At 50.6% G+C, this 21183-nt stretch carries 21 protein-coding genes; 16 read left to right on the top strand and 5 right to left on the bottom strand.

Annotated features, from left to right (window positions below):
• The first annotated feature begins 11 nt into the window (after positions 1-11).
• From AACR41_RS16110 to AACR41_RS16085, 6 genes are all read left to right on the top strand, one after another.
• On the top strand, positions 12-473 hold the full coding sequence (locus tag AACR41_RS16110; protein ID WP_045441383.1) for a DUF2231 domain-containing protein: 462 nt from the start codon (positions 12-14) through the stop codon (positions 471-473).
• Between the two features lie 3 nt (positions 474-476).
• The gene (locus tag AACR41_RS16105; protein ID WP_030005962.1) at positions 477-1076 is read left to right on the top strand and encodes a DUF2231 domain-containing protein; all 600 of its coding nucleotides are present in this window, start codon (positions 477-479) and stop codon (positions 1074-1076) included.
• 19 nt (positions 1077-1095) lie between these two features.
• A complete protein-coding gene (locus AACR41_RS16100) occupies positions 1096-1989 on the top strand; it encodes a cytochrome c oxidase subunit II (RefSeq protein ID WP_030005961.1) in 894 nt (297 codons plus the stop codon).
• An 82-nt stretch (positions 1990-2071) separates the two neighbouring features.
• Positions 2072-3727, top strand: a complete 1656-nt coding sequence (ctaD, locus tag AACR41_RS16095; protein ID WP_030005960.1) for a cytochrome c oxidase subunit I — start codon at positions 2072-2074, stop codon at positions 3725-3727.
• Between the two features lie 123 nt (positions 3728-3850).
• Positions 3851-4444 carry a cytochrome c oxidase subunit 3 gene (locus AACR41_RS16090; RefSeq protein WP_030005959.1) on the top strand — a complete coding sequence of 198 codons (594 nt, stop codon included), beginning with the start codon at positions 3851-3853 and terminating at the stop codon, positions 4442-4444.
• Positions 4445-4516: 72 nt separating this feature from the next.
• A complete protein-coding gene (locus AACR41_RS16085) occupies positions 4517-6007 on the top strand; it encodes a GMC oxidoreductase (RefSeq protein ID WP_030005958.1) in 1491 nt (496 codons plus the stop codon).
• On the opposite strand, the gene AACR41_RS16080 is transcribed toward AACR41_RS16085, so the two are convergent.
• Together AACR41_RS16080 and AACR41_RS16075 are read right to left on the bottom strand one after the other, a co-directional pair.
• Positions 6008-6865 (bottom strand): pentapeptide repeat-containing protein, encoded by an 858-nt coding sequence (locus tag AACR41_RS16080; RefSeq protein ID WP_030005957.1) that lies wholly within the window; start codon positions 6863-6865, stop codon positions 6008-6010.
• 653 nt (positions 6866-7518) lie between these two features.
• A complete protein-coding gene (locus AACR41_RS16075; protein ID WP_228657462.1) occupies positions 7519-8160 on the bottom strand; it encodes a transglutaminase-like domain-containing protein in 642 nt (213 codons plus the stop codon).
• Between the two features lie 222 nt (positions 8161-8382).
• Here AACR41_RS16075 and ureE point away from each other — a divergent pair, with 222 nt between their 5' ends.
• The 4 genes from ureE (at position 8383) to AACR41_RS16055 (ending at position 12023) form a co-directional block, all read left to right on the top strand.
• On the top strand, positions 8383-8832 hold the full coding sequence (ureE, locus tag AACR41_RS16070) for an urease accessory protein UreE (RefSeq protein WP_030005955.1): 450 nt from the start codon (positions 8383-8385) through the stop codon (positions 8830-8832).
• A gap of 107 nt (positions 8833-8939) precedes the next feature.
• Positions 8940-10298: an MFS transporter gene (locus AACR41_RS16065; protein ID WP_030005954.1), complete on the top strand. Its 1359-nt coding sequence runs from the start codon at positions 8940-8942 to the stop codon at positions 10296-10298.
• A 23-nt stretch (positions 10299-10321) separates the two neighbouring features.
• Positions 10322-11485, top strand: a complete 1164-nt coding sequence (locus AACR41_RS16060) for a glycosyltransferase family 4 protein (RefSeq protein WP_030005953.1) — start codon at positions 10322-10324, stop codon at positions 11483-11485.
• A 73-nt stretch (positions 11486-11558) separates the two neighbouring features.
• Positions 11559-12023 carry a hypothetical protein gene (locus AACR41_RS16055; RefSeq protein ID WP_030005952.1) on the top strand — a complete coding sequence of 155 codons (465 nt, stop codon included), beginning with the start codon at positions 11559-11561 and terminating at the stop codon, positions 12021-12023.
• Positions 12024-12054: 31 nt separating this feature from the next.
• On the opposite strand, the gene AACR41_RS16050 is transcribed toward AACR41_RS16055, so the two are convergent.
• Entirely contained in the window at positions 12055-12351 is a 297-nt protein-coding gene (locus tag AACR41_RS16050) for a TatA/E family twin arginine-targeting protein translocase (protein WP_012306345.1), read from the bottom strand.
• A gap of 34 nt (positions 12352-12385) precedes the next feature.
• Complete coding sequence (gene rlmN / locus AACR41_RS16045) at positions 12386-13426, bottom strand: 23S rRNA (adenine(2503)-C(2))-methyltransferase RlmN (RefSeq protein ID WP_030005951.1); 1041 nt, start codon at positions 13424-13426, stop codon at positions 12386-12388.
• 192 nt (positions 13427-13618) lie between these two features.
• Here rlmN and AACR41_RS16040 point away from each other — a divergent pair, with 192 nt between their 5' ends.
• From AACR41_RS16040 to AACR41_RS16020, 5 genes are all read left to right on the top strand, one after another.
• Positions 13619-14452 carry an alpha/beta hydrolase gene (locus tag AACR41_RS16040; RefSeq protein WP_052349571.1) on the top strand — a complete coding sequence of 278 codons (834 nt, stop codon included), beginning with the start codon at positions 13619-13621 and terminating at the stop codon, positions 14450-14452.
• Positions 14453-14461: 9 nt separating this feature from the next.
• Positions 14462-15217, top strand: a complete 756-nt coding sequence (locus AACR41_RS16035) for a phosphonate ABC transporter ATP-binding protein (RefSeq protein ID WP_030005949.1) — start codon at positions 14462-14464, stop codon at positions 15215-15217.
• 26 nt (positions 15218-15243) lie between these two features.
• Positions 15244-17043 carry an ABC transporter ATP-binding protein gene (locus tag AACR41_RS16030; protein ID WP_030005948.1) on the top strand — a complete coding sequence of 600 codons (1800 nt, stop codon included), beginning with the start codon at positions 15244-15246 and terminating at the stop codon, positions 17041-17043.
• A 62-nt stretch (positions 17044-17105) separates the two neighbouring features.
• A complete protein-coding gene (locus AACR41_RS16025; RefSeq protein WP_012306340.1) occupies positions 17106-17279 on the top strand; it encodes a hypothetical protein in 174 nt (57 codons plus the stop codon).
• A gap of 4 nt (positions 17280-17283) precedes the next feature.
• Entirely contained in the window at positions 17284-18564 is a 1281-nt protein-coding gene (locus tag AACR41_RS16020; protein WP_030005947.1) for an FAD-binding oxidoreductase, read from the top strand.
• Here AACR41_RS16020 and AACR41_RS16015 read toward each other — a convergent pair.
• Positions 18561-19055 carry a PH domain-containing protein gene (locus tag AACR41_RS16015; RefSeq protein ID WP_030005946.1) on the bottom strand — a complete coding sequence of 165 codons (495 nt, stop codon included), beginning with the start codon at positions 19053-19055 and terminating at the stop codon, positions 18561-18563. The two genes, AACR41_RS16020 and AACR41_RS16015, sit on opposite strands and share 4 nt — an antisense overlap.
• A 277-nt stretch (positions 19056-19332) precedes the next feature.
• On the opposite strand from AACR41_RS16015, the gene typA reads away from it, so the two are divergent.
• Entirely contained in the window at positions 19333-21126 is a 1794-nt protein-coding gene (gene typA / locus AACR41_RS16010; RefSeq protein WP_030005945.1) for a translational GTPase TypA, read from the top strand.
• Positions 21127-21183 lie beyond the last annotated feature (57 nt).

Genomic DNA, 21183 nt, shown 5'->3' with positions numbered 1-21183 from the left:
ACGAGCATAATCTGCCCTATCCCGACACAATTCACCCGATTGTGGTGCATTTTGTGATTGCAATGGTGTTATTTGCTTTTTTCTGTGATGTGCTTGGCTATTTCAGCCGCAACAGCAAACTCTATGAAGTGAGCTGGTGGAATATGTTCGTCGCCACGGTTTCGATTTTTATTGCCATTATCTTCGGACAAATCGAAGCAGGTTTGGCGATCGCCTACGATGCCGTTGAACCCGTGCTGAATCTCCACACGATCATTGGTTGGTCTTTGTCGGGGATTATCGCGGCCTTGACTGGTTGGCGCTACGTGATTCGCTCTAAAAACCCAGAAACCTTGCCGATGTCCTATCTGGGTATGGGAGCCATTTTGACGGGAATTGTCTTTTTCCAGGTTTATCTCGGCGATAAATTGGTCTGGGTTTATGGACTCCACACCACCGAGATTGTCCAAGCAGCGAAAGAGGGACTTTTATAAGCGATGTATTCTGATCTGATCCATCAACTCGATTTGGGGGCAAACGGCTTACCCTACAGCATTCCCATTCACCCGAATCTGGTGCATCTGACCCTGGGGCTGTTCATCATTGGCATTGCTTTCGATATTGTCGGTGTATTTTTTACTTTTGAGCGTCCGATTTTTAAATATCTGGCGATTCCTGCCACCCGCTCTAATTTTTTTGATGTGGGCTGGTACAACATGGTGGCGGCGTCAATCATTACCTTTTTTACGGTGGCGGCAGGTTTCTACGAAATGCTGTTGATGGATGCGCCGTCTGAAGTGAAGAGTGCCTGGAATTTTACTGCGATAGATACGATGATTTGGCACGGCATCGGCGGCGTGCTGTTACTGGCGTTAATCGTTGGCATGACGGTTTGGCGAGGCTTTCAGCGCTATGTTTGGCGCAGCGATCGCAGTCGGCAGGTGCAATGGTGGTATCTGTTGGCGGGACTGGTGATTATGTTTGTGATGTATGTCCACGGAACCTTGGGCGCTCAGTTGGCGGCGGAATTTGGGGCGCACAATACAGCAGGTCATCTGCTCCGACTCGGCGAAGATCCCAATGTGATGCTGCGGTAGGGGTGAGAAAACTTAGGCTATGAAATTAAAAACAATTATTTCACTTTCGGCGATCGCCCTAATTTTAGGGATATTTAGCTACAACGTCGGGCAATGGTCTTACAGTTGGTTGCCGCCCCAGGCTTCCGTGGAATCCCAACTGGTGGATCGGCTCTTTAGCACCCTGGTGGCGATCGGGACATTTATCCTGTTCGGCGTTGCCGGCACGATGACCTATTCGATCCTCTTCCACCGGGCAGGACGCTATGACACCAGTGATGGCCCCCCCATCGAAGGCAACGTCACCCTAGAAATCGTTTGGACAACGATCCCCTTCTTGATCGTGATTTATCTGGCCTATTTCAGCTATCAAACCTACCGCGAGATGAATATCCAAGCTCCGGGACATATACACCAAGAGGCTTTAGTGACCAATGTTTCTACAGGGAAAACCACCATGGAGATGCCCGTCACCAATGTGGAAGTCACTGCCAAGCAATGGGCCTGGATTTTCCATTACCCCGAAAAAAATATTACCAGCACCGAACTCCATCTCCCGGTAAATCAACGCGCCCACTTTATTCTGCGATCGCCCGATGTGATCCATGGCTTTTTTATCCCCGCCTTTCGGGTGAAGCAGGACGTGATCCCCTTTGAAGATACGGACTTTGAATTTACACCGATTAAAGAAGGCAAATACCGCATCCGTGATTCCCAATTTAGCGGCACTTATTTCGCAGCGATGCAAGCCGATGTGGTGGTGGAATCCCAGGAAGACTACCAAACCTGGTTAAACCAAGCCGCCCGCCAAACCCCGACCCCAGCACCAAACCAAGCCGTCAGTGAATACGCGCGCCGTCAACAGAAAGAAGACCGCGCCGCCTGGAAAACCGTGCCCCCTGCGCCGCCGCCCGTGGTGAATTATCATCCCTGATTTTGTTTGTTGACTTTTTTCCTCTGAATTTTTTTGTCAGTCTTCCATAAATTTTCTGTAATTCCGTAATCGCTCACAAACCATGACCCAAGCTCCCCCAGAAGCCCTGACCAACGAGGGACAACCCCTCACCAACCTCCCGAACTGGCGTACTTTCTTTTCCTTCAGTACCGACCACAAAGTAATCGGACTGCAATACATTGTCACGTCCTTTTTCTTTTTCCTCGTCGCCGGGATTTTCGCGATGATCATGCGGGGAGAACTAATCACCCCAGAACCGGATCTCGTGGATCGCACCGTTTACAATGCCCTGTTTACGATGCACGGCAGCATCATGCTGTTTGGCTGGACATTTCCGGTGTTGGCGGGCTTCGCAAATTATCTGGTTCCCCTGATGATTGGGGCACGAGATATGGCATTCCCCCGACTAAATGCGATCGCCTTTTGGATGGTTCCGGTGTTTGGGTCGTTGCTAATCCTGAGTTTCCTGGCTCCGGGGGGACCCGCCCAATCGGGATGGTGGTCTTATCCGCCGGTGAGTATCCAGAATCCAGCAGGGGTTTTACTCAATGGTGAATTTCTCTGGTTGGTTTCCGTTGCCCTGTCGGGAGTTTCCTCGATCCTGGGGGCGGTGAATATTGTCACGACCATTGTGCGGATGCGGTGTCCGGGGATGGGCTGGTTTAAAACGCCGGCATTTGTCTGGACGGTGCTGGCGGCTCAGATTATTCAGCTTTTTGGGTTACCCGCTTTAACTGCTGGGGCGGTGATGTTACTCTTCGATCTGACAGTGGGCACAACCTTCTTCGATGCCTCCCAGGGGGGAAGTCCAGTTCTGTACCAGCACTTTTTCTGGTTCTATTCCCACCCGGCGGTGTATGTGATGGTGTTGCCCGTCTTTGGCTTTTTCTCGGAACTGTTCCCTGTCTATGCCCGCAAGCCCTTGTTTGGCTACAAGGTGGTCGTCGTTTCCTCGATGATTATTGTTGTCCTTAGTGCGGTGGTCTGGGTACACCATATGTTCGCGAGTGGTACGCCCCCCTGGATGCGGATGTTGTTTATGTTTTCAACGATGCTCATCTCTGTGCCGACGGGGATCAAAGTTTTCGCCTGGGTGGCGACCCTCTGGGGTGGAAAATTACGCCTGGATACGCCGATGCTCTTTGCGATGGGGGGTTTGATTAACTTCGTTTTTGCAGGAATCACGGGGATTATGTTGGCATCGGTGCCGGTGGATATCCATGTGAACAACACCTATTTTGTGGTGGGGCATTTTCACTATGTGATCTACGGGGCGATCGTTTTTGGGATCTATGGGGCGGTGTACCACTGGTTCCCGAAAATGACGGGCAAGATGTACTACGAGGGTCTGGGGAAACTGCATTTTTGGTTGACGATGATCGGCACAACCTTGAACTTTCTGCCGATGCACCCGGTGGGTTTGATGGGGATGCCGCGCCGGGTTGCATCCTATGATCCGGAGTTTGCTTTTTGGAATGTGATTGCCAGTATTGGTGGTTTTATCCTCGGCATGTCCACGATTCCTTTTTTGCTCAATATGATTGCGTCCTGGATTAACGGCGATCGCGCTCCCGCAAATCCCTGGCGGGCGATCGGTTTGGAATGGCTTGTACCTTCTCCCCCGGAACATGAAAATTTCGAGGAGTTGCCCATCGTCATCGCGGAACCCTATGGCTACGGCAAATCGGAACCCCTCACGGAAAATCTGGGGGGTTAAACCCATGATTTTTTTGTTGTTGCCCCACCACCATTCGTAGGGGCGGTTCGCGAACCGCCCCTACCGTCCCCATCGAACGCCCCTACCTAGAAATTCAGTTTTTTTAACACTGCGATTATTGTTATGACTGCCATCAATGAAACCCCGATCTCGGTAACAAGTCACGGACATGGAGAAGAGGATCATCGTCTGTTTGGATTTATTGTCTTTTTGCTCTCAGAAAGTGTGATTTTTATCAGCTTTTTTGTGGGTTATATCGTCTACAAACTTTCGGCAACGGATTGGTTACCGCCGGGGGTGGAGGGTTTAGAAATCCATGATCCGGCGATTAATACGGTGGTGCTGGTTTCGAGTAGCGGTGTGATTTATCTGGCGGAACGGTTTCTGCATAAAGAAAATCTCTGGGGCTTCCGTTTTTTCTGGCTATTAACGATGGCAATGGGGAGTTATTTTCTCTATGGTCAAGCGGTGGAATGGCAGAGTTTAGAGTTTGGGTTTACGTCTGGGGTCTATGGCGGAATTTTCTATCTGCTGACGGGGTTTCACGGGTTGCACGTCCTGACGGGGGTCTTGCTACAAGGGGTGATGCTGGGGCGATCTTTCCTGCCGAATAACTACGCTGGTGGACAGTATGGCGTGGAGGCAACGTCGTGGTTTTGGCACTTCGTGGATGTGATTTGGATTATTCTTTTCGGGCTGATTTATCTCTGGCAATAATTGGGGCGATCGCCGCTCTTTTTCCCTACGAAAATTTGAGACATAAAATTTAGACATAGTGGTGTGTAAGTAATGATTATTGATGACCAAATTTATGACGTAATCGTGATTGGGACTGGGGCAGGCGGTGGCACAATCGCCCGAAAATTGGCGGATGCAGGCAAGAAAGTTTTGGTGCTAGAACAGGGGCAATTTTCCGAGAAGGAAAGCTCCGAATTAACCGAAGTCGAAGTTTTTAAAAAAGAGCAATACCACGCCCCGGAACAGTGGTACGACCAGCACGGTGAGCCATTCCATCCCCAAACCAGTTATTGCGTCGGCGGCAACACAAAAATCTATAGCGGGGTGTTGATGCGGCTCCGGGAAAAGGATTTTGAAGCGGTGGAACACAAAGATGGCATTTCCCCAGAGTGGGCGTTAAAGTACGCCGATTTTGAACCCTATTACACCGAAGCGGAAAAGTTATACCAGGTGCATGGGCAAGGCGGTGATGATGCCACGGAACCCTCCCGGAGTCAGGATTATGGCTTTCCCCCGGTCGAAAGGTTGCCCCAACTCGATGCAATTAATCAGCGTTTTAAGGATTATGGTTTGCACCCGAACTATCTCCCCATCGGCATCGGGCAGGAAGGACGCACCGACTCAGAAGACACAGGCATTAGTCCCGCCATCCGCGCCGGCGATCGCCTAACTTTGAAAACGGGGGCGCAGGTCACCTCCATCCACACCGACCCCTCCGGCAAAATCGTGAAGGGGGTGCAGGCGGTCATCCAAAACCAAGCCTTTTTATTTGTGGGGGACATCGTGGTTTTAGCGTGCGGCGCGATTAACTCAGCGGCATTACTCCTCAAATCAGCGAACGCCAAACATGAAAACGGTTTAGGCAATAGTTCCGGGCTGGTCGGTCGCAACCTCATGAAGCAGTTGATGACGGTCATCGTGGAGCAGGAACCCACCCTTAAAGATGGTCTTTTCCAGCGATCGCTCTATGTGAATGATTTCTATTGGGGTGACCAAGATTTCCCCTATCCTATGGGTCATGTGCAGGATTCCGGCGGCATTTTGCAGGATGTTATTTTCTCCGAATCGCCCCCTTTAATATCCGTGGCAGCGAAGTTCTTACCAAAATTTGGGCTGAAACAGTTGGCGACCCGCTCCCTGGGTTGGTGGCTACAAACGGAGGATTTACCGAATCCCGAAAATCGCGTGTGGCTCAAAAATAATAAGGTTCACCTCAACTACACCGAGAATAACCTCGAAGCCCACGACCGCCTGTTATACCGTTGGCAACAGATTCTTAAGGCGGTGGATAAGGAATTTAAAGGCACCCATCCCTACGCCCGGATGCCCATCTCCGTCGTCGCCCACCAGTGCGGAACCTGTCGTTTTGGGGAAGATCCCGCCACTTCCGTCCTTGATCTCCATTGCAAAATGCATGATCTGGAAAATCTCTACGTGGTAGACAGTAGCTTTTTCCCGTCTAGCAGTGCCACTAGCCCGATGTTGACGGTTATTGCCAATGCCCTCCGGGTCGGCGATCGCCTGTTAGAAATCCTTAGATAATTAATCCCAGTGATGTTGTCGCGCTTCTTCGACGATCCCCTGAGCTTCTTCAAGGGAAATATCATAGCGATCGCTCAATAATCGCGGAATACGGTTGCAGTCACGGTTGGGATTCATTTTTGGATGCTGGGCATAGGTAGGGAGAGCAACGTTACAAAGAAAGGGCGAGGGCTCTGCCTTGAGTTGAATGGGTTCAAGGTTAAGCACGTCCCGTGAATTGATAAAAAAGAGCAGGGCACCACTGAGATTCGCCTCGCTGAGGTTGGCATCACTCAGGAGGGTACAGTTGAGATCAGCATCACTGAGATTGGCATACCTGAGGTCAGCGCCGCTGAGGTTGGCGTATCTAAGATTCACACCGCTGAGATTTGCATACTGGAGCGCCGCACCGCTGAGGTTGGCGCCGTTGAGGTTGGCGCCGTTGAGGTTAGCCCCATTAAAATTAGCACCGCTGAGATTGGCACCACTAAAGTTGGCATCAATTAGGCTCGCACCGCAAAAGTCAACGCCATTGAGATCAGCACCACAGAAATTAGCATCATTGAGATCCGCACCGCAGAAGTCAGTGGTTTCCGTCTTTTTTGTGGCCCTGCGGAAACTGAAGAATAGGAAAATGCCGCCAACAATTGCGGCTATCGCCCGGAGGTCGCTGGTTAAAATTTCGCGATCACGATGGGAGTCAACTAAGGTAACGTTTTCGTTTTGAGATAAATGAGGATAATTAGCCTGCTGTCTTTGGCCAGGGAGCCACCATAAACACCCCATCATCCAGAGCACAACTGGCAAGGCGATCGCCCCCATTGTCCACCCCTTGTTAATTTCTTCCTTTGGCTGCCATGGCTTGAATCGCTTGGGCATTCTTGAGACTCCCCGAATACTGATCCCATTATTGCGTCCTCGATTTGGCAACACTCTAATCTTTATACAGGCTTCAGGATTCTCGGAAATGACAAAGGGGAATTGATACCAAAACCTCCACAGCCCCCAGAAATCGGGTGTTGTGAAGGTAGTGGACTGACCAAAATCAGCTTTACAGTTTTGGGGAACTCAGATTTTGTCGGTGATGGACGTTCTACCAATGTTCGGACATTGGGTGGCCGCAGCGGGCGCAGTCAAAACCTCCGGGTGGATCAACGAATGAGGGGCAACTACAACCGCTATGGGTGCATTTTCCTTTGCCGTTTACGGGGTGGTTTGGGGAAATATCTTTTCGAGGCAGCCGCCCAAATAAAAATCCTACATTTTTAGTCGGTTGAGCGACTAGTGTAAGGGTCTTAGTATTCATCGGTTTGATCGGGTTTACGACGAGACCCCTCCAGGCTAACCTTCCCGGTTGGCGATCGCTAAAAATCTCAAAATTTCCGTAATCAATGGTTAAGGCAGGGCGATCGCCTTAGCTTTACGTTTTTTACCTGTGACAACTCTTTAACATTGCCCACCACCTGCCGCAGATAACCTTTGCCTTCCAACCTACCTGAATTGTTAGTTGGCTAGCACACACTAACATTTGTCTATGCCAAACCATAATTTTTCGCAAATTCTATCGGAATATCTGGAAGGGTATGAAACATCTCATCCCACGTACTCTGTGATTGCAATGCTTTTATGATGACTTGAAGGGGTTCGTCAAGGATTACTGGAAAATCTGCTTCTTCGGTCAACTGGGTCTTAAATGCTAGTTGTTCTTGAGGGGGGACAAACTGAGCGTTGACTCCTTCTTTATTGCCCCTTGCGTCAACTCGATACCAACCAACTTCGGGCAGATAAATTCCATTAAATCCATGCAAACTATATGGCGCGCCCTTATCATCAACACTTAATCGTTGATAGCAAAATCCGGCGGGAATCTGATTTGCGCGCAACAGCGCTGCCAACAAATGACTTTTGGCAAAGCAATAACCCGTTTTATGCTGGAGAACATCTGATGCTCGCCAAGTCACAGGATTCATTTGATAATCATAACTATGACAAATTTCATCTCGTACCCACTCAAAACATGCTTTTGCGATCGCTATTGGTGTCTCATATCCCAATGCAATCTGTTTAGCACGCTCCAGAATTTCTGGATGTCGCCAGTCGATGACTTCACTAACTTTTAAATATTCTTCCATATTGCTTGATACGAGTCGTAAGACCTTAGCTTTAAATTGCATGGATATTTCTCATATAGGATTGTTGCAAAAGCAATATTACAGATTTGTAAGCTTGGCGTGATAACACCCCCGCCGCGTAAATTGTTGAATATGGTGCGTGGGGTCACTTGTCTCAAGCGTTACTTCTGTTATGTAAAGTCGAATGTGGAGTGATCTAGACTAAATTAATGCTTATGTCCTTAGGATAGACGTTTTTCGTTCACTTCCATTTCGCTAGAGCCGATGACTGACGCTGATTTAATCCTGGCCCAAAAATATCAACCCCAGGCACCGATCCAAGTAGATCTGGAGTTGTTCCTCACCGCTGCCGAACGTCAAAAGAGCCGCCAACGCCTAGAGTTAGACAATGGCCAAGCGATTCACTTCAACTTATCCCGTGGCAGCCATATCCATCCCGATGACTACTTTCAAGACGCGACTGGTTCTACTCTCGTACAGGTTAAGGCAAAACCTGAACCCGTGGTCACAGTCACGGCCTCGACCCCTTTGGAGCTACTCAGGGCGGCCTATCACCTTGGTAACCGCCACGTGCCCCTAGAGGTGCATTCCCAGTATCTCCGCCTGTCCCCTGACCATGTGCTCGAAGATATGCTCACTCGACTGGGGTTGCAACTGAAACAGGAAATGTTGCCCTTTTTTCCGGAAGATGGAGCCTATGGCCATCACCACTAAGCACATAATCCGGGCGAATCCTGGGCGGTAACTCCCCAACATAAGGCGATCGCAGGATTTATACTTAAGAGTGATTCCCTTATCAACTTTTTGGTTGCCGAGCACCCATGTCAACGGAAACGGATCTACCGACCCTCTCCCCTAAAGATACTTCCCAAACCGAGATGGGCGTGGCCCCGTCCCAGAGCGTAGATGGTTTTGGGCCTGTGTTGCGCAACCCGAAATTCCTCGTCCTTTGGCTTGGTCAAATCTTTTCACAACTGGCCGACAAGATTTATCTCGTGTTGATGATTGCTTTGATTGCCAGTCACTTTCAAACGGCGGATCAGAGCATTAGTGCTTGGGTCTCGGCGATCATGATTGCCTTTACGGTGCCTGCGATTTTGTTTGGTTCCGTTGCGGGGGTTTATGTGGATCGCTGGTCTAAAAAAGGGGTGCTGATTATTTCGAATTTGTTGCGGGGCGTCTTTGTTTTTTGCATCCCCCTCTTACTCTGGCTCGTGCAAGATCAACCCAATTGGTGGGAGCTTCCCCCTGGATTTGTCTTTTTATTGGGGATCACCTTTGCTGTTTCTACCTTGACACAATTTTTTGCGCCAGCGGAACAGGCGACTTTACCGCTCATTGTGAAGAATAAACATTTATTGGCGGCCAATTCCCTCTACACCACCACGATGATGGCCCTGTTAATTGTGGGGTTTGCGGTGGGAGAACCCTTGTTGGGCCTGGCGGATCAGCTAGTTGAATCTTTCGGGATTACGGGGACTTGGGGGAAAGAATTCGTAGTTGGGGGAGGCTATGCGATCGCCGGTTTGATTTTGTTGGCCCTGAAGACCAATGAAACGGAAACGGATCGCCAACGGGAACAGCCCCATGTTTGGGAGGATATTAAAGACGGCCTCAGTTATTTGAATCAAAATCACCGGGTGCGCAATGCGTTGATCCAATTGGTGATTTTGTTTTCTGTGTTTGCGGCCCTGGCGGTGTTGGCGGTGAGTTTGGCGGCTCAAATTCCGGGGTTAAAGGCGGAGCAGTTTGGCTTTTTGTTGGCCGCAGGCGGCGTTGGTTTGGGGATTGGTGCTTTCTTTTTGGGGCACTGGGGAAATCAGTTGCCCTACCGTACCCTCAGCCTTTGGGGTTCTATCGGCACGGCGATCGCCTTAATTGCCCTTTCTTTTTCGATCCACAATTTGGTTTTTGCCCTCTTGAGTACCACCTGCCTGGGCTTTTTTGCGGCCCTGGTGGGAGTGCCGATGCAGACGACGATCCAGCGCGAAACCCCGGCGATCCTCCGGGGGAAGGTTTTCGGTTTACAGAATAATGCTGTTAATATTGCTCTATCTTTACCTCTGGCCCTGGCTGGGGTGGCAGAAACCTTTTTTGGCCTGCAACCAGTGCTTCTAGGTCTTTCGGGATTGGCGATCGCCGGTGGGGTATTGAACTGGTATATTTCAATCAAATCCTAACGCACACCACAGGATCCCCCTCAATGCATGTTGCTTGGCTCGGTAAAAAATCTCCTTTTTGTGGCAATGTCACCTATGGCCGTGAAGTGACCAATCACCTCCTTGATCGGGGCTATCAAGTGAGCTTTCTCCACTTTGCCCAGCAGGAAGAATGTGACCAAAAATGGCGGGACTGCCCAGAGGTTTTTTTACCCTTCCTCTACAAGTCACAAATTTACACGATCCCCAGTCCGAAATCGAGTCAAGTGCTGATGCGATCGCTCCAAAAATTTCAGCCAGACCTCGTCCATGCCTCCCTGACCCTCTCGCCCCTAGATTTTCGGCTGCCCGACATCTGCCGCGAACTCGATTTGCCCCTAGTGGCTACCTTTCACCCTCCCTTTGACAGCAAACTACGCAACCTCAAATCCAGTACCCAATACCTCACCTACCAGCTCTATGCCCCCTGTCTAGCCAACTATGACCGGGTGATCGTCTTCTCAGAAATCCAAAAGGAAATGCTCGTCAAACTGGGAGTACCACGGGATACGGTGCGCATCATTCCCAATGGCGTCGATGAACAAAAATATGCCCCGGCCCTCAGTGCCTACCGCCATACCTTCCAAGCGAAACGGGTATTCATTTACCAAGGCCGCATTGCCCCCGAAAAAAATGTAGAAGCCCTCCTCAAGGCTTGGCGATTGGCCAATATGGGGGAAGATTGTGTGCTGTTAATGGTCGGTGATGGCCCTCTCAAGGCTTCCCTGGAATTGCTTTACACCGAAGATCAAGGGGTCCGCTGGCTTGGGTTCGTCGGCGATGAAACCCAGCGGATTGACCTCCTCCGGGCGGCAGATGTGTTTGTGTTGCCCTCTTTGGTGGAAGGATTGTCTTTATCACTCCTCGAAGCAATGGCCTGCGGTTTGGCCTGCATTGCCACGGATGCCGGCGCCGATGGGGAAGTACTCAACCAAGGAGCCGGGGTTGTCCTCGATACCCAGGGGGTCACCGGACAATTGAAAACCCTTTTACCCTTATTCCGCGAACAACCAGAATTAGTTACAATCCTGGGTCACAAGGCAAGGCAGCGGGTGTTAGAACGTTACACCTTGCAGAACAACATCAGTCAGCTCGAACAAACTTACCAAGAACTGTGTCCCACGGCGGCATCTGCCCCCCATCCGGCTCCAGTGCAAAGTTTTCCCTAAAAGGTTTACTGTTGGCCAAGGTTTATCATGGGGAGACCAATGTATTTTTTGGCGATCGCCTTGATATTGTTCTATGAATTTAGACCAACAACTGCAAATCCTCATTGACCAAGCCCCCCAGGATGGCAAGATGCCCCAGGTGATGGCCCAGGCGATCGCCCCAGTCCTCAAAGCCTTCGCCCAAAAATTACAATCCCTCGAATACTATGTTTGTCAATCTTTAGAGGGGGACTGGCTCATCACGACCCTTGCCCAACAGAGCGATCCCCAGCAGACCAAAACCGTTATTTACGGCTTCTCAAGCCTCGCCCTCGCCCAACAGCACCAGGGCAGCAATGCCGATCCGTCCCTAATTGCTGTGCCTCTGCCCGTCACCCACCTGTTGTTTCAGTTATTTTCGCTGGCCGCCGTTGATAGCTTGATCCTCACCGAAGCCCAGGGGAGCCTTGAAATTCGCCGCCAGGATCTGCAACAGGCCGTTCAACAACAATTATTAGGCGATCGCCCCCGTCAAACCCCAGGCAGTCAGTGGGCTTAAACAAGATACCAAGGACAAACCCGGTTAATCCCTAACTAGATGGGGTATCAGCTTTTGTTTCTTGATCAGAGGTTTCCGGTTTCGCTTCCGTGGCCTCGACTTTTTCGCCGTTCCCTTCCTCTAGGCGGGCCTGCATCGAAACAGTTTTTTCAATTTTTTCGGCTTCTTTCTTAAATTCTTCCTGGAACTCGTTGGAGGCATCCTGGAAACTGCGGATCGTTTTCCCAAGGCTCCGGCCAATCTCTGGCAACTTTTTCGGGCCAAAGATTAACAGAGCAATAATAAAAATGAGGGCCATTTCTGGCAGGCCAATCCCGAAAATATTCATAGATTCTGGGGGTTAAGGGTGGATTTTTGCTGTTTTATTTTACCGTTGCCGGGGCAGATCGTCGGAGGTTTGATCGCAGTTGACCGCAGGCCGCATCCGCCTCCAAGCCCTTAGAATAACGCACGCTCACCGCGATCTTGTGATCCTGGAGGATTTGCTTAAAGACATTGATCCGTTTTTTCCCTGGTCGCTGGAAAGGCACTTCGGTAATGGGATTGTAGGGAATCAAATTCACATGGCTTTGGAACCCCTTCAGTTTTTTGGCTAATTCGGCGGCATGGTCGGGCAGATCATTTACCCCCGCCAGCAAAATGTATTCAAAACTGAGGCGGCGATGGGTGATGGCGACGTACTCGCGGCATTCGTCCAACAGCTCCTCAATGGGATAATGGACAGCAGTGGGAATAATCGATTCCCGGAGGGCTTGGTTCGGGGCGTGGAGGCTTACTGCTAGGGTGATTTGCAGATTCTGCTGGGCAAGGGTGCGGATCTGATCGGGTACGCCCACGGTAGAAACTGTCAGCGATCGCTGGCCAATACCGATGTCTTGGTTCAGGCTTTGGATCGATTTAAGCACCTGTTCGAGGTTGGCGAGGGGTTCCCCCATACCCATAAACACCACATGGCTGACCCGTTGCTGGAAATCTTCTTGGACAGTGAGCACTTGATCAACGATTTCATGGGCCTGGAGATGCCGGGTAAAACCACTTTTGCCAGTGGCACAAAAATCACAGGCCATGGCACAGCCCACCTGGGAAGAAACACAGACGGTGAGGCGTTTTTCGGTGGGGATACCGACCGTTTCAATAATTAAGCCATCGTGGAGTTGGAGGAGATATTTGCGGGTGCCATCGGGGGCGGTACGTTGGTGGTGGATCTGCGATCGCCCCACGGGATAGGTGCCCATTTGTTCGCGCCAAGCCTTCGGAAAGACGGTGATTTCACTCAGGTCATGGATCCCTTTTTGGTAGAGCCAATTGTAGAGCTGTTTGCCACGGTAGGCGGGTTGACCAGTGGTTTCGATCCAGTGGGTCAGTTCCGGGAGACTTTTGCCGAGGAGTACGTCTTGGGGCATGGGTTGCAAGGAAAAGGGGCGATCGCCTGTGATTGGGTTAAGGGATAAAGTTAAACAATTCCTTTTCCATTGTGGCATAGGGGCCGCTGCTTCCTGATCAGGTGCCCAGACAATTGAAAAACTGTCCTTAAATCCTTGGCTCCCCCAGGGAATCTGCCTATGATTTAAAGGTGGCGTATGGCAAGGAGAATAATGGTTGGCTGGCTATTAATTGGACTGGTATTACTCTATCTGGGGGGCTGTGGTTATCTCTTTTTTGGGCAGTGGCGGATTATTTTTGAACCCCAAGCCCAACCCTTGCATCCAGTGCCATCGGATTTTGCTCTACCCTACGAAACGATCACGATCCCCGTCACTTCAACGCAACAATTAACGGGCTGGTGGCTACCCCAGAACAAGGGGGACAAAACGCTACTATTTCTCCATGGGAATGGCGGGTTAACGGCTTACAATTTCCAGGCGATCGCCCTCTGGTACCAAGCGGGCTATTCAGTCTTGGCCTTTAACTATCGGGGCTATGGCCAGAGCAGTCCTGGCTTTCCCCAAGAATCCCAGGTGTACGAAGATGCAGCGGCGGCCTATACCTTTCTCACCCAGACTAAGGGGATCCCAGCCCAGCAGTTGACGATCCACGGCCATTCCCTCGGCGGGGCGATCGCCATTGAATTGGCCCAGCGGTACCCGGTGGGTGGCTTATTTCTGGAGGGCACCTTTACCTCGATGTTCGCCATGTCTACCACCAAACCCCTCTATCGGATTTTTCCCGTCTCTTTCCTTTTACACCAGCGGTTTAATTCAGCAGCTAAAATCACCCAACTCCAGCTACCGATTTTCTTTTGCCACGGGGAATTGGATGAAACAGTCCCCAGTACCATGGGGGCGCAACTGTGGGCGATCGCCAATGAACCCAAGCAATTCCAAGCTGTGCCTGGGGCCGACCACCATAACCTAGCCGCCGTGAGTCCAACCACGATCCAGCAGGGCATTATCTGGCTCGAAACCAAGCGTGCTCTCTGCCACGGGTAATTAAAACAGATGACAGAACCAATTTTTGTGGGGCGATCGCTCTCTTGTCACTTCCGGGGTGTTGCGGCCCTGACGGAACTCAATTTTGAAATTTATCCCGGTGAGAAGGTGGGTCTGATTGGGGCCAGTGGCGCAGGCAAAAGTACGCTCCTTAGTCTCCTCAATGGTCAACAACAACCAACCCAAGGGCAATTGCTCATCTGGGGGGAAGCGATCGCAACCCTCTCCCCAAGGGGACGGCGACGCATCCAACGGCAGCTTGGTACCATTTACCAACAACTTCATTTGGTCGAGAGTCTGGCCGTCATTCACAATGTCAATGCGGGTCATCTGGGGCGTTGGTCGTTCCTCCAGGCAATGTTTTCCCTGATCTTTCCCCAGGAGCGTTCCTTGGCCGAAGCCGTCTTAAAACAGGTGGGCATTCCCGAAAAACTCTTTGCCAAAACCAGCGACCTATCGGGGGGACAAAAACAACGGGTTGCTTTGGCGCGGGTCTTGGTGCAAAATCCGGCGGTGATCCTTGCAGACGAACCGATTTCTAGCCTTGATCCTCAATTAAGTCGGGAAATGATGGATCTGCTGGTGCAGCTTTGTGAAACCCAAGGAAAAACCCTCGTCGTCAGCCTCCACTCCCTGGAATTTGCCCGGAGCCACTGCGATCGCCTAATTGGTCTCAAGGGCGGCAAAATTCTGTTCGATCAGCCCACCACAATGGTCAGTGAGGCCCAAATCAACCACCTCTATGGTGAGCAATCGATATACTAGATGTCTGCATTTCTTGAAAAATTTCCATGGCGATCGCATCCTCTTCTGTTCCGAAAAATGATTGGCAACTGGCCGGGAAGCTCCTTCCCTACGCCAAGAAAAATCTCATTACCCTTGTTGTGTCGATTGTTTTGCTAATTCCTTTGGCGATCGCCGGTGCGGTGCAACCCCTCGTTGTCGGTCAGGCCGTTTCCCTATTGCGGGGCGAAACCGTGTGGGGCATCCTCGCCGATCTCAGCATTCCAGCAGGGATTAACCGTTTAATCTGGATTCTGTTGGCCACCATTGTGATTCGCTTGGCCTTCACCTCGATCCAAGGGTACCTCGTCCAAAAAGTGGGCCAGGAAATTACCGCAGGCATCCGCCAGGATTTATTCGATCACGTCACGTCCCTTTCTTCTCGCTTCTTTGACCGGATGCCCGTCGGGAAGCTCGTCACCCGTTTAACCAATGACGTGGAAGCCCTGGGTGATGTTTTTGCCAGTGGGGCGATCGGCATTATCAATGATGTCATTTCCCTGGCCGTGATTATTGTTTCGGTTTTCCTGTTGCAATGGCAGCTAGCGACGCTCCTCATTTTGATGTTGTTGCCCGTCACCTTTTTGATCGTTTATTTCCAGGGGCAGTACCGCAAAGCCAACTACCAAGCCCGGGAAGAACTATCCCAACTGAACGCGATGCTCCAGGAAAACGTTGCGGGGATCAATATCGTGCAATTATTCCGCCGGGAGGCCCTGAATGCCGAGTTATTCCGGACGGTTAATGACCGCTATCGTCTGTCCGTTAACAAAACAATCTTCCATGATTCGGCTGTTTCTGCCACCCTGGAATGGATTTCGTTGGTGGCGATCGCCGGAGTGCTCTGGTTGGGGGGCTGGCTGATTTTCCAGGATGCCCTGAGCTTTGGGGTGTTGTCCGCCTTTATTCTCTATTCCCAGCGGTTATTTAATCCCCTGCGCCAATTTGCCGACAAATTCACCATGTTCCAGTCGGGACTAACGGCCATCGAACGGGTGACAGAATTGATGTCGGAGCCCATCGAGATCCAAGATAAACAACAGCATTTAACGACTTCTCTAAATCTCTCGGATTCGGCCTCCGGTGAAATTATTTTTGATAATGTTTCCTTCGGTTACAAGCCTGGGGAATATGTCCTGAAAAATCTGAATTTTAAGATCAAACCCGGTGAAAAAATCGCCCTTGTGGGGCCAACGGGAGCAGGCAAAAGTTCAATCATTCGTTTACTCTGTCGTCTGTATGACCCTAGTGAAGGACGCATTCTCGTTGATGGCATTGACATTCGTGATCTGCCCCAAGAAGATCTGCGGCGGCACATTGGCGTCATCCTCCAAGAAAGCTTTCTTTTTGCCGGGGATGTTCAACGCAACATTACCCTGGGGGAAGAGTATCCCTTTGAGGCGGTAAAGCAGGCCGCAGTACTGACCAACGTCGATCAACTCATTGAGGAACTGCCCCAGGGGTATCGCACAGCCCTCCGGGAGCGGGGTACAAATCTTTCTGGGGGTCAAAAACAACTGTTGGCCTTTGCCCGGGTCGCAATCCGGGATCCGAAAATTCTGGTACTCGATGAAGCGACGGCAAGTCTGGATGTGGGTACAGAGGCGCTAATTCAGTCGGCCCTAGAACAACTCCTCGAAGACCGCACGGCGATCATCATTGCCCACCGTCTCTCAACCATCCGGGATGTGGATAAAATCATTGTCCTAAAGCAGGGAGAAATCCTCGAAACGGGGAACCACGATCAACTCCTCGCCCAAAATGGGTTGTATGCCAGCCTCTATCGTTTGCATATGTTGGGAGACTAGACGGGGCGTTTCCTTTGCTTGGTATGATAATGGACACAGAATTTTCACTAAGGAACGGGCCGATGACAACCCACTTCATTACCGCAGAAATTGATCTCCAGGAAAATCCGGCAGATTTGCCCAAGGAAATTGAAGCAGAGCTCGAAAAGCGGGGTGATGTGCTCCGGTGGGCGATTACCGAAGTTGAAGAAAATACGGCAAAAGTTGAGGCGATCGCCTTAACTCCAGAAGACTAAAATCATGGCTTTGGTGGTTGATCCCGGTACCCAGAATATCGATCTAAAAGCGTGGCAATATTGTCATCCCCATTGGCATCGGCAGATGGAACGGATCAGCCGTCAAAGCCCCGAAGCTCTGCTTGTGCCCCACTCCCGCGCAGCCCTAACGGAAATCTTCCGCACAGCCCACCGGGAAAAAATTACGATTATCCCCTGCGGTAACGGCACAAAGCTCGCCTGGGGTGGACTCACTCCGAAAGTAGATTGGTTGGTGAGCACCCGGCAGTTAAATCGCATCGTGGATCACGCCGTTAATGATCTAACCATTACGGTGGAAGCAGGGATCACCTTTGCTGAACTACAAAACCATCTCAGGCCCCATAAACAGTATCTCCCCCTCGATCCTAGTTTCCCCAACCAAGCAACCCTAGGGGGGATTGTAGCCACGGCAGATACCGGCAGCTTGCGTCAACGCTACGGTGGTGTGCGGGATTTACTCCTGGGGATCACCATGATCCGGGCCGATGGCACCTTGGCAAAAGCCGGGGGAAAAGTAGTTAAAAATGTGGCGGGCTATGATTTGATGAAGCTCCTCACAGGTTCCCATGGCAGTTTGGCGACGATTACCGAATTAACGTTTCGCCTCTATCCGATTCAAGAGCAGTCCCAAACGATCTTAATACTTGGGTCGTCCGCGCAAATACGCCAGGCCCAGAGCCAAATTTTAAATTCTGTACTTACGCCAGCGGCGGCAGATTTACTTTCGCCACAACTTCTGCAACGGTTACAAAGGGGAACTGGAGAAGACTGGGGCTTGCTGCTGCGTTTTGAGGCGATCCGCGAGAGTATTACGGCACAACTGCAGGAGTTAGAGGCTATCAGGCAGCACCTGGATTTAGTCAGCCAACCGGAGCACCTGGATCTGTGGGAACAACTACGGGAAGCTTTATTTGGGGAAATGGTCGTCGCCAAGGTCGGCATTCTATCCCATCAAAGTATGGCTTTGCTGCAACACATTGAGACCCTAACCAATGGTCAGGCGATCGCCCGGATCCATTGCAAAAGTGGTCTAGGTATCATTGCGTTGCCCCATGATCAATTTCTCCGGCAATTCCGAGCCATCCGGGATTTTTGTCAGGCTCACCACGGTTTTTTCACAATTATGGACGCACCCTATCGCCTCAAGCAGCAATTTGAACCCTGGGGCTATCCAGGTAACGCCCTGCCGTTGATGCGCCGCATTAAACAGCAATTTGATCCCCAAAATATCTTGAGTCCCCAGCGTTTTGTGGGCGGCATTTAACGACCGAGAATAGCGGTGACAAATTGTTCAGGCTTCTCTGGGGTGACGACAATGGTCTGGTTAGGCCATTTCAAAACCACTGCTAACCGAACCGCCGTGGCATAGGCATTGTAGTGACCCAACTTTTTGTTCCAAAACTTTCCGGTAAAGGCAAATAGACCACCATTACCAAACAGTCGTAACGAACCATCCATGGCGGTGGGATCGTAGGTGGCACTTTCTAGATTTTCTAAAGCGATTTCTGTGCGCCACCCCAAGCGTTCAACATAAAGGCGATCGCCGTCCAGATGATAGCCTCGCACCATAAATAATGCCGTCATTACCACAATGCCGATGGGCAAAATAATCCACAGCAAAAAATAAGGATTCTGTTGTTGGAGTCCTAAAATCAAAAACAGCAGCACCATGGCCAACAACACTACGCAAACAAGAGTTGTAATGGTGATTAAAGTTTGACTCCAGGGAGCCTTAAAAAACAGACTATTTTCCATAACCGTGACAAAAAGCTGATTTCACGGTAGCAAAGTTCCCCAAGAATTACGGCAGCGGTAAAGTTTTATCTCTGTTGGCCAGTATTGCCTGGCGCCCTTCAACATTTCCGCACATTTATCTCGTAAATCTTGGCCGTGACGGTGCTACCCTGGATTTTTCGCCCGTCCAATAGCCGAAACTTCACAACTTAAATATTAAGAAAGATGATAATTAGGCTACAATTGGGCAGAAATTGTCAAAAAAATTTACAGGTCTTAGGAACCATCCGTAAAATTTATGTCTCTTCCCATTCGTAACGTCGCGATTATTGCCCACGTTGACCACGGTAAAACGACCCTTGTTGATGCTCTCTTACATCAATCCGGCATTTTCCGAGAAGGCGAAGACATCCCCGATTGCGTGATGGACTCCAATGACCTCGAACGGGAACGGGGTATTACGATTCTTTCCAAAAATACCGCCGTCCGTTACAACGACATTCTGATCAATATTGTTGATACCCCTGGCCACGCCGACTTTGGTGGTGAGGTAGAGCGCGTCCTCGGCATGGTAGACGGTTGTATTTTGATCGTCGATGCCAACGAAGGCCCAATGCCCCAAACCCGTTTCGTCTTGAAAAAAGCCCTCGAAAAAGGGTTACGCCCGATCGTTGTCGTTAATAAAATCGACCGCCCCAACGTCAATCCTGAAACCGCCGTTGATAAAGTCTTTGATCTGTTCGTTGAACTCGGTGCCGATGACGATCAATGTGACTTCACCACTCTCTATGCCTCTGGTTTATCTGGTTTCGCCCGGGAATCCCTCGACGATACCAACGAAGATATGGAACCCCTCTTCCAAGCGATTTTGCAGCACGTTCCCCCGCCAGCCGGAGATGTTAACAAGCCCCTCCAGTTGCAGGTTACGACCCTTGATTACTCCGATTACCTGGGCCGGATTGTCATCGGTCGTCTCCACAACGGCACGATTAAAGCGGGACAACAGGCAGCCCTGGTCAAGGAAGATGGCACCATTGCCAAGGCAAAAGTGGCTAAACTGATGGGCTTTGAAGGCTTAAATCGCGTTGAACTCGAAGAAGCAACCGCCGGGATGATCGTCGCTGTTGCTGGGTTTGCCGATGCCAATATTGGGGAAACGGTGACGTCCCCTGAAGATCCCCAAGCTTTACCGCTGATCAAGGTCGATGAACCCACATTACAGATGACCTTCTCTGTAAATAATTCTCCCTTTGCGGGCCAGGAAGGTTCTTTTGTGACCTCTCGCCAAATCCGCGATCGCCTCGAAAGAGAACTCGAAACCAACGTGGCCCTGCGGGTCGAAGATGGCGAGTCCGCCGATAGCTTTGCTGTGTCCGGTCGGGGTGAACTGCACCTGGGTATTTTGATTGAAACCATGCGTCGGGAAGGTTACGAATTCCAAGTGGCCCAGCCCAAGGTGATTTACCGCGAAGTAAATGGCAAACCCTGTGAACCCTTTGAATACCTTGTGCTCGATGTCCCGGAAGAAGCGGTGGGTAGCTGTATCGAACGACTCGGTCAGCGCAAAGGGGAAATGCAAGATATGCAAGCTGGCGCAGGTGGACGGACTCAACTCGAATTTGTGGTACCCGCCCGTGGTTTGATTGGTTTCCGGGGTGAATTTATCCGGATCACGCGCGGTGCTGGGATCATGAACCATAGTTTCTTGGAATATCGACCCCTCTGTGGCGACTTTGACACTCGCTATAACGGCGTCATCACTGCCTTTGAAGAAGGCACAGCAACCTTCTATGCCCTCAAGAACGCTGAGGATCGCGGTCAATTTTTCATTACCCCAGGCACTAAGGTTTACAAAGGCATGATTGTCGGGGAGCACAACCGTCCCCAAGATCTAGAGCTAAACGTTTGTAAGGCGAAGCAGCTCACGAACCATCGGGCTGCCAGTGGTGATGAACTAGTTCAGTTACAAGCCCCCATGGAAATGAACCTAGAGCGCGCCCTCGAATATATCGGCCCTGGGGAACTCGTAGAAGTCACGCCTGAATCTATCCGTCTTCGCAAAGTGGAAACGAAGAAAATGGCAAAACGCTAATGTTCTAGGCATGACCCAACACCTGAAGGGTGAATGTTAGTGATTTTAAGAAAGGCT

This window comes from Picosynechococcus sp. NKBG042902 (assembly GCF_963864045.1).
In the GTDB taxonomy this organism is placed as follows: Bacteria; Cyanobacteriota; Cyanobacteriia; order Cyanobacteriales; family MRBY01; genus MRBY01.
This window is presented reverse-complemented; position numbering and strand designations above follow the sequence as displayed.